Source organism: Inquilinus sp. OTU3971, from assembly GCF_038440215.1.
This window is the reverse complement of the sequence record NZ_JASATH010000318.1, coordinates 1-5,147: the sequence shown is the minus strand read 5'-3', so window position 1 is coordinate 5,147 and position 5,147 is coordinate 1. Positions and strand designations below refer to the sequence as shown.

The 5,147-nt window shown below is 68.4% G+C and carries 8 protein-coding genes; 4 read left to right on the top strand and 4 right to left on the bottom strand.

The window, feature by feature from the left end:
- Nucleotides 1-513 (bottom strand): hypothetical protein (locus tag AAHM41_RS38725; protein ID WP_342241968.1); only part of this gene is annotated, 513 nt, incomplete at its 3' end.
- Between the two features lie 234 nt (nt 514-747).
- Between AAHM41_RS38725 and parS the strand changes: the two genes are divergently transcribed.
- The 4 genes from parS to AAHM41_RS38705 all read left to right on the top strand — a co-directional run bounded on the left by parS (nt 748) and on the right by AAHM41_RS38705 (nt 3,258).
- Nucleotides 748-1,227 carry a type II RES/Xre toxin-antitoxin system antitoxin gene (gene parS / locus AAHM41_RS38720; RefSeq protein ID WP_342241967.1) on the top strand — a complete coding sequence of 160 codons (480 nt, stop codon included), beginning with the start codon at nt 748-750 and terminating at the stop codon, nt 1,225-1,227.
- On the top strand, nt 1,224-1,709 hold the full coding sequence (locus AAHM41_RS38715; protein WP_342241966.1) for an RES family NAD+ phosphorylase: 486 nt from the start codon (nt 1,224-1,226) through the stop codon (nt 1,707-1,709). The genes parS and AAHM41_RS38715 overlap by 4 nt, the downstream gene beginning before the upstream one ends.
- A gap of 290 nt (nt 1,710-1,999) precedes the next feature.
- Nucleotides 2,000-2,476 (top strand): hypothetical protein, encoded by a 477-nt coding sequence (locus AAHM41_RS38710; protein ID WP_342241965.1) that lies wholly within the window; start codon nt 2,000-2,002, stop codon nt 2,474-2,476.
- A gap of 56 nt (nt 2,477-2,532) precedes the next feature.
- Entirely contained in the window at nt 2,533-3,258 is a 726-nt protein-coding gene (locus AAHM41_RS38705; RefSeq protein ID WP_342241964.1) for a hypothetical protein, read from the top strand.
- 190 nt (nt 3,259-3,448) lie between these two features.
- On the opposite strand, the gene relB is transcribed toward AAHM41_RS38705, so the two are convergent.
- From relB to AAHM41_RS38690, 3 genes are all read right to left on the bottom strand, one after another.
- The gene (gene relB, locus AAHM41_RS38700) at nt 3,449-3,757 is read right to left on the bottom strand and encodes a type II toxin-antitoxin system RelB family antitoxin (protein WP_342241963.1); all 309 of its coding nucleotides are present in this window, start codon (nt 3,755-3,757) and stop codon (nt 3,449-3,451) included.
- Nucleotides 3,758-3,848: 91 nt separating this feature from the next.
- Nucleotides 3,849-4,271, bottom strand: coding sequence for an 8-oxo-dGTP diphosphatase MutT (gene mutT / locus AAHM41_RS38695; RefSeq protein WP_342241962.1), 423 nt, complete (start codon nt 4,269-4,271; stop codon nt 3,849-3,851).
- A complete protein-coding gene (locus AAHM41_RS38690; RefSeq protein WP_342241961.1) occupies nt 4,261-4,821 on the bottom strand; it encodes a GNAT family N-acetyltransferase in 561 nt (186 codons plus the stop codon). The genes mutT and AAHM41_RS38690 overlap by 11 nt, the downstream gene beginning before the upstream one ends.
- Nucleotides 4,822-5,147: the final 326 nt, after the last annotated feature.

The window sequence follows — 5,147 nt, the reverse complement described above, 5'->3', positions numbered from 1 at the left end:
CCGCCCGCCATGCAGCGCCTTGTAGCGCGACGGCTTCTTGAGCTGCAGGAAGGCGCGCGGCAGTTTCCAGCGCGGCAGCACCGGCCGCACCGGCGGGGCCGATGCGGCCCGCTCCGTCCCGTCCGGCGCCGGCCCTGCCAGGACCGGCATGGGCCGCGGCATCAGCCTGCGTTCGTCCAGCCCGAGGGCGAGGCAGAACTGCCGGAATGCCTCCTCGACCGACGGCAGGCCGTCGAAATCATGCTCGTTCAGGCCCTTCCCGAGGCGGTCCGGGACGATCTCGCACAGCTGACGCACCGCCCGCCCGTCCGGCCCCTGCCCTTCGGCGTGCAGCGCGATCGCCTGCATGAGACAGCCGGCCAGGATCTCCGGCTTGTGCAGCAGGCCGCAGCCAATGGTCCGGGGACTCTTCCTCGAGTAGCCGGCCTCGAGCGCCGCCTGGGCGGCGACGCCGTGGCCGAGAAAACACGCGATGAAATGCCAGTGGCCCGTCTTCAGCTGCTTCTGACCCATCCCGTCCTCGCATGAAAAAGCCCGCCGCGGCGGGGCCGGGCGGGCGCAACTCTTCGACTCTGCCTGAATCATGCCACGTGACGCAGCATCGCGTCAAGAACAAAAAGGGAACACAAGCCGACACCCAGCTCCCAACCCGTCATGGCGAGCCCGAAGGGGCGCGGCCATCCAGGTGGCACGGGCTTGGATTCCTCGGCTCCAAGGAGCATATTGATTGCTCCAAGGAGCCGAGTCATGCCCCAGGCCACCCATTCGACCGAGCCCGCCATCCCGGTGAAACGCCGGGGCCTCTCCTATCTGGCGGTCTTCCACGCGTCGCCGCTCGAGCGGATCGACATGGTCAGGCACGGCATTCGCGCCGTCGAGGCGAAGCGGATTCTGGCCGACCTCGCGATCGGGCAGGGCGCCGGGCTGAAGGCGCTCAACCTCTCCCCCGCCACGGTCAACAAGAAGGCGAAGCAGGACCAGACGCTGTCGCCCGAAGACAGCGAGCGTGTCATCGGCATGGCCAGGCTGGTCGGCCAGCTCGAGGCGATGGTCCAGGAATCGGGCGATCCGAAGGGGTTCGACTCGACCGTCTGGATGGCCCGCTGGCTCAACGATCCCTTGCCTGCCCTCGGCGGCGCCCGCCCGATCGACCTGATGGACACCATGGAGGGGCAGGCCCTGGTGTCGACCCTGCTGGCGCAACTGCAGAGCGGCGCCTACGCGTGAGCCGGCCGGTCTGGCGCATCGCGACCGACACGCCGTCCTATGAGGCGGACGATCTCTCCGGCGCGGGTGCCAAGGCGACCGGCGGCCGCTGGAACAGCCCCGGCGTGCCGGTCGTCTATGCCTCCCAGACCCGGGCGCTGGCCTGCCTGGAGACCGTGGTCCATCTCGGCGCCGGCGGCCTGCCGCTCAACCGCTATCTGGTGCAGTTGGACATCCCCGACGCGATCTGGACTGCAGCGCAGGTGGAGACGTCCGCCAGCCTGCCGGTCGGCTGGGATGCCGAACCGGCGGGACGGGCGAGCATCGCATTCGGCTCGGCCTGGATCCAGGCGGGCTCGTCCGCCCTCCTCATCGTCCCCTCCGTGATCGTCCCGGAGGAGCTCAATGTGCTGATCAATCCCCAGCACCCCGGCAGCGCGGGGATCAGCGCCGCGAAGCTGCGGCGATGGCTCTACGATCCGAGGCTGGCAAGGTCGGTTTGAGAGCGCGGTGTCGCCACAGACGCCAACCCGTCATGGCGAGCCCCGAAGGGGCGTGGCCATCCAGCGGCTCCGACCTGGATCGCCACTGACCAATTGACTATTTCCGCCGACCGGCGCTCAGATATCTGCAATTTGCGATGAAGTTGTTTGGATGGGGGATTTTCAAGATGCGGATTATCGCGCTGGCGCTTTGCGTCAGCTCTCTCGGAGCCTGCACATACCAGTCCAATGTTGCGCCGCAGGGCGCCGCCGCCGGCGAGGTGATGTCGGGCCGACGTCTGGCTTATCCCGTGAGCGTCTACGTCGAGCCGGAGCTCGCTGACCTGACGCGCGAAGCCGACACCGGCTACATGTGCTCGGCCCACGCCTATCCCATAAAGGTTGGCCCCGCCATCGTCTCCACGCTGCGGAACGTCGACGAGGCGGCCTTCGCCCGCATCGTGCCTGGCGGCACCCGCTCGGCCATGGCGCCGGGCGCGCAGCGCCACATCGTCTTCGGCTTGGAGGAGTTCCAGGCGTCGCTCGACTTCTCGATGGGCTTCTGGACGGGCAAGGCAAACGCGCAGGCCGAGCTGACGCTGAAGGTCACCGCGCTGGGCGAGGGCAACCGCGAGATCCTGCGCACGGTGGTTTCGGGCGAAGGCTCCGCCCGCAAGGAGGGCGACTGCCCGACCGGCGCGCAGGCCCTGACCGAGGCGGTGAACAAGGCGGTCAAGCGCGCTGCGGAGGAATACGTGTTCAAGGTGATCAACGCGCAGCAGCTCTAAGGCCGGATGCGCCGACCGAGAGTCTACGAGGAGGCCAGAATGGAAGAGACAACAGCATGGCCGACGAGCCTGAGCGACGGGACCAAAGGGATGCCCCCGATCAGACCGGCGCCGCGGCCGGGCCCGAGCACGGGGCAGCCTCCGCTACGGCCGATGCCTCCGCCTCCCCCACCACCGCCGCCTCCATCGAAGCGGTGAGCCAGCTTCGGGCCGAGTGGGAGCAGGCCTGCTTTCTCACCGATGTAGATCGGCGCTTCCATCTCGCCCAAGAGCGGTTCTTCGCCGGGTTTCGCCGCGTCAATCTCGCATTGACCGCCTTTGCCAGCAGCGGCGCCGCCGCAACGTACATTATGGGCGGCTCCAGCGGTCCGGGATGGTTTGGCGCATCGCTCTCGATCGTCGCCGCGCTTGCGGCGGCCGCTGAGCTTGCCTTTGCCCCCGGAAACCGAGCGCGGGAGGAGCGGCAGGCGTTCAAAGCGGTGGCAGAGCTGCATGCACAGCTGATCGCCGATGGACCACCGACCACCGACACCGAACTGAGGGAAATGCGAGCGAAGAAGGCCCGATCGGAGGCAGATGCGACAGAGCCGAACCATGTGGTCTGGCTCCTGGCCTACCACGAAGCATGCCGAGCGATCGGACGGCCGCCGGGAGAGAATCCGATCCATTGGTTGCGCCGGGCGGTTTGCCATTTGATAGATCTGCCGCCACCCGCAGCCTCGGAATCGTCGGGGCAGCGCGAATGTCTATCCTCCTCGGCGGAGCAGGCTGGGCTTCACTAGCCCCAATGGGATTACGAGTTTGATTACGGTGACGGTGCACTTTTAGTGAGTTTCTGCCTCTGGACTGCACCCCTGACGTGAGACACGACAAATAGAGACAGGTCAGGTTGGTGATGCCATTACGGCAGGGGCGCGCCCCTGCCGTAATGGCGGCAAAGTGGCTTCGTATTCCTCGGGCGCCAGAACAGCTTCAAGACTTGCCGGCGGTCAGCTTGCGCCGGGTCCGGGCCCGCCGCGCGGCGAACCTGGCCTCGACCTCCTCATGCGGGATGTCCGGCCGCGGATCGTCGAGCGCCTCCTGCACCTTGGCGCGGACCCACGCGTCATAAGTCGCCGGGTCGACGGCCAGCCCGGCCGGCAGGGCGCCCTCATTCGCGACCCGGGTGAGCAGCATCCGCACCGCATCGGACACGGTCAGCCCCATTTGCGCGAGCACCAGCGACGCCTTGTCCCGCAAAGCGGGGTCGATGCGGGTCTGGATCAGGGCACTTGCCGCCACGTCGATCCTCCTCTGCGATCAGGAGTGTACTTCAATCGCATGACACGTCAAGCCGGCAGCCGGAGACTCGCCGGCACCGGGCCCGCTTCCGTCACACCACATCCCGCAACATCGCCACCAGCGGCTTGTCCGCCGGCGGCATCGGATACTCGCGCAGCCGGTTCGGCGCCACCCAGGCCAGCGCCTGGCCCTCCAGTGGCCGAGGCGTGCCCTGCCAGCGGCGGCAGAGATAGAGCGGCATCAAGAGGTGGAAGCGCTCGTAGCGGTGGCTGGCAAAGGTGAAGGGGGCCAGGCAGCTCTCCTCCGTGTCGATCGCCAGCTCCTCGCGCAGCTCGCGGATCAGCGCCGACTCCGGCGTCTCGCCCGGGTCGACCTTGCCGCCCGGGAACTCCCACAGCCCGGCCATCGACTTGCCCTCGGGCCGCTGCGCGATCAGCACGCGGCCATCGGCATCGACCAGGGCGACGGCGACGACCAGCACCATCGGCAGCGAAGGAAGCGGTTCAGGCGGCATAGATCTTCAGATAATCCTGGCGGCTGAGGGCGAAGAGCGGGCAGGGCACCGCCTGCCCCAGCGCCTTGAACTCGATGGTCTTGATCCCGTCGGTCATCAGCCCGGCCTTGACCAGGACATGGCCCGACGGGGCGTTGTCGGGGTGGTAGGCCGCCTGGATCCGCTCCAGCCGCAGGTCGAGGAAGCCGAAGGCGATCACCGCCTGCGCCGCCTCCGTCGCATAGCCCTGGCCCCAGTAGCGCCGGCCGAACCAGTAGCCGAAGCTGCCGACCCGGCCGTTGGTCGCGATCGACAGCCCCATATGGCCGATCACGGCGCCGCTGTCGGCCAGCGTCACCACGAACTGGTAGTCACGGCCCGCGATCCAGCGCTTTTCCGCGGTCCGGATCCAGTCCTCGGCATCGGCGAAGTCATAGGGGAACGGCACGTCCGACAGCCAGCGCACCACCTCCCAATCATCCAGCAGATGGGTGATCTCCCCGGCATCGGAGGGGCGGTGACGCCGCAGCCTCAGCCGCTCGGTCTCCAGATCCTCCGGCAGCTCGATCACGGGGCCACGGGCTCCCGGCCGGAGGGTGTCGCCTCTCCCGCCACGACATCGGCCGCATGCACACGATGAGTCCCCCCTCCCCTCGCGGGAGGGGGGTAGGGGGAGGGGGTTTTCGCCGTCGAGAGCGGCCTGAATTCCACCAACCCGGACCTGACGGTCAGGCTGGTCTTCCATGCGTCCGCACGCGAATGGGCCGCACGCGAATGGGCAAGGCGCCGAATTCGCCGTCCGTGCTGGTTTGCGACAGCCTGGGCCGGTTCGAGCCGAGAGTCGCCCCCCCCCCCCCCCCCCCCCCCCCCCGGGGGGGGGGGGGGGGGGGGGGGGGG